We start from the raw sequence: 3,238 nt of genomic DNA, 5'->3' as shown, positions 1-3,238 counted from the left end.
CGCCTACGCCGCCCGCCTCCGCGCGCTGCTCGCCTGACCTCGCGCCGGCTCGAGGCGGACCGTTCCGTCCTACGCGGCGGGCCGCCGGGCATGACGCGACATCATGGACGCGACCTTGACCCGAAGAAGCACACCAAACAGACCAAACCGGGATGAAACAACGACGAAGCGACCGCTTGAGCACGGACATGCGCATGGACGTCGGGCGGACCTTCGGCTGGGCTGGGACCTCCTCCTTCGRCAGGGGTCGCCCCATGACACACTCCTGGCTTGATCACGGGGATCAGGGCTCTGTGACCTGGGAGGGGATGACTGTGCGAGGGGCGAAGTGGGCCGCCGTGGCGGCGGCCATCATGATCACCGCTGCGGGCTGCGGCTCGGGCGACGGCGGGGCGGGGGACGCGAAGCCGCCGGCATCACCGCGACCTCAGGGCACAGGACCGCTGACGAAGAGCGTCGTGCGGGCAGACGTGGACACCTCTGTCGCGGACGCGGGCGTCCCGGCGAACGTGCCGGAGTACGGCGAGGACCGCGGTCCGGAAGGCTCGCCCCGGGCGTGCGGTGTGTCCTTCAAAGGTTTCGGTACGGACGAGGCCTCGGTCGACCTCGCCCGCTTCGAGAGGCTGGTGGCTGAACTGCGCGAGCGGGCCTGGCGACAGCCGACGAAGCGCACCGAGCGCACGAACCGAGACGGAGCAATCGGCGTGGCCGAGGTCTTCCTCTCGCAGCGCGGCTGGCGCATGAGCGTGGAGTACCGGAACCCGCCGGAGGAGGGCGTGATCACGATCTTGGCCTACGACGTGGCGTGCCTCAAGAAGCACGACATCGATCTCGAGGTGCGTGGCTGACCGCCCCGCCGAGCCCGAGCACTTCCTCGCCTCGGGAGGCCGACCGCCTCCCGGCGGAGCCGACCGTGGCTGAGCAGGAGTGGAACGAGTGGGGGATCGGGACGACGGCAGTCGCGTCACTTCTCGTGATCGCCGGGACGGACGGATTCGCACTGCCCTCCCGGTGGACGGTCGGCTTGGTGACGCCCCGAGGCCGCCTCGCGGGTTCGAACCCGGTGCCGCGACAGACGACCTGGCGAGGAGTCGTGGCTCACCGGCTCGAGGAGCGGCCAACCGCCCCCCACCATGTCCGCGTCCTACTTCTCCTCCGGCTCCCAGGCGCGGAGCAGGTCGAGCAGCCCTGCGTCTCCGTCAACGCGCAGGGAGTCGGCCTGGATCCGGTCGTACAGGTAGAGGACCAACTCACTGGCCGTGCCATGGACGGAGGCGCCGGCTGCGTCCATGTCCTCGCCGGTCGCGGCGGTGGGCGCGGGGATACGGGTGATGCGTGCGCCGTCGCCGTCGACGGTGAGGCGCCAGGAGCGGCCCTCGGCGGCGTGGAAGTCGAAGGCCGTGGGCTTGTGCGGCCAGGCACTCGGCGTTGCGCAGACGGTGAACAGGAACTCCTCCGCACCGTCGAGTGCCGGCTCGACCGGCAGCGGCTGCGGGGCGCCCCAGGCGAGCTGGGCGTCGTAGGTGTGCACCGCGGTCTCCTGGACCCGGTGCCGGGCGACACCGCCGGCGGTCTGCGGTGACTGCGACGCGGGCCACCACGTCCAGCAACCGCTCTCCGGTCCCGCCGCGCGCAGGGCGTCCAGCAGAAGCCGCGTCGACGCGTCCAGCCAGGCCAGCAGGGCCTCCCGCTCCTGCGGCACTTCCAGCGCGGCGCGCGCGGCGACGGCCTCGGTCGGGGGAGCGTCGGCGGGCCCCGCGCCGACTATGGCGGCCCAGAAACGGTCTCCCCCACCCAGGTGCTTCACCAGGTCGAACAGCGTCCACCCAGGGCAGGTCGGCACCTGCGCGTCCAGACCGGGCGCGGCGGCGACCACGGCGCGGAAGGCGGTCGACCGTTCATCGATCAGTCGCAACAGGTCGGGGAACTCAAGATTCTTTTCCACGCCAGGTGTCTATCACCGCGCTCCGGTGATCGGACAGTGATTTTCACAGTCGCCGCCGGCTGGCCACTGCGGACGTCCTCGCCTCCCACCGCTCGGGTGACAAGCTGCGCACTGCTGCGAGGACGCTGGTGGTGACGGTACGCCAGGCGTCGTGCCTGTGGGTGCTCTTGGCCTGCGGCACCCCGCAGCCTTCGGCCGGGGGTCCCCCCCACGCCGCGCTGTCGGATCGTCCGAACACGCCCCGGTACGAGGTCGACCCTCCACCTGGCGATGCACCGCATCCGACGCCGCACGCCGACCCACCGCGGATGACGGGACAGCCTTAGCATGCGACGCATGGGCATCAAACTTGAGAACGTCGGCATCGCCGTTCGCGACCTCGAAGCAACGATCTCCTTCTTCACCGACCTCGGCCTCACGGTCCTCGGCCGCGACACGGTCAGTGGTGAGTGGACCGACACGGCTGTCGGCCTTGACGGCAATCACGCCAAGATCGCGATGCTCCAGACGCCGGACGGTCACGGCCGCCTCGAACTCTTCGAGTACATCCACCCCGAAGCGATCGAGTCGGAGCCCACGCGCCCCAACGAGATCGGGATGCACCGCGTCGCCTTCTCGGTCGACGACATCGATGAAGCCCTCGCGGTGGCCGCGAAGCACGGATGCCGTCCGCTGCGCGGTGTGGCGACCTACGAGGACGTCTACAAGCTGACGTACGTCCGCGGCCCCAGCGGCATCATCGTGATGCTCGCCGAGGAACRGAAGAAGAACTGACGGCCGATCGAGTGAATCATCCTCGCGCCGGCACGAGGCGAGCTGCCGGACGCACCGCGTCCGACGCCGTGCGCCGACCCACCGCGGACCCCGGGGCAGCCCCGGCCGGCCGTCCGGGGGGAGTACCGGGCGAGGGCCGCGGACCCTGATCCGTACGAACTCCTGCGGCGCCACTCGCGACCTCGTGTCCTGGAAAGCGAAGAGGTCGCGGACTCCGTCCACCCCCTGACGCGAGATCGAGGCAGAGGCCCGTCCCGTCCTCCTCGGGCCGCGCCCGAATTCCGACCGGCCACGGTCTCGTCGTCTTGGACGTTCCCGAGTCGGRGCCCGGCGAAGGCGCAGGGCGTGACGGGGGCGCCCGGCTCACGTTGGTCGTCGCCAGTGACATCGCGGCGAACGGCGAGACCAGCGTCGGCGAGATCGTGGCGCGTACGGGGCTGCCGCAGAGCCGCGTCTCGACGGCGGTCGCACGGCTCCGGGAGGCCGGTGCGATCGAGAGCGCCGCCGACCCCGCCGACC

Annotated in this window: 4 protein-coding genes; 3 read left to right on the top strand and 1 reads right to left on the bottom strand. The window is 71.0% G+C overall.

Annotated elements, in window-relative coordinates:
- Window positions 1-188 precede the first annotated feature (188 nt).
- Window positions 189-848: a hypothetical protein gene (locus tag EAO71_RS03310; protein ID WP_187282539.1), complete on the top strand. Its 660-nt coding sequence runs from the start codon at window positions 189-191 to the stop codon at window positions 846-848.
- Window positions 849-1,144: 296 nt separating this feature from the next.
- On the opposite strand, the gene EAO71_RS03305 is transcribed toward EAO71_RS03310, so the two are convergent.
- Window positions 1,145-1,945: a maleylpyruvate isomerase family mycothiol-dependent enzyme gene (locus tag EAO71_RS03305; protein ID WP_147976251.1), complete on the bottom strand. Its 801-nt coding sequence runs from the start codon at window positions 1,943-1,945 to the stop codon at window positions 1,145-1,147.
- A gap of 336 nt (window positions 1,946-2,281) precedes the next feature.
- On the opposite strand from EAO71_RS03305, the gene EAO71_RS03300 reads away from it, so the two are divergent.
- Window positions 2,282-2,719, top strand: coding sequence for a VOC family protein (locus EAO71_RS03300; RefSeq protein WP_147976250.1), 438 nt, complete (start codon window positions 2,282-2,284; stop codon window positions 2,717-2,719).
- 305 nt (window positions 2,720-3,024) lie between these two features.
- Window positions 3,025-3,238 (top strand): MarR family transcriptional regulator (locus EAO71_RS03295; RefSeq protein WP_261991970.1); only part of this gene is annotated, 214 nt, incomplete at its 3' end.

It is taken from the genome of Streptomyces sp. MS191 (assembly GCF_008042125.1).
Taxonomy (GTDB): domain Bacteria; phylum Actinomycetota; class Actinomycetes; order Streptomycetales; family Streptomycetaceae; genus Streptomyces.
The sequence above is the reverse complement of the archived record's forward strand: the minus strand, read 5'-3'. Positions and strand labels throughout refer to the sequence as shown.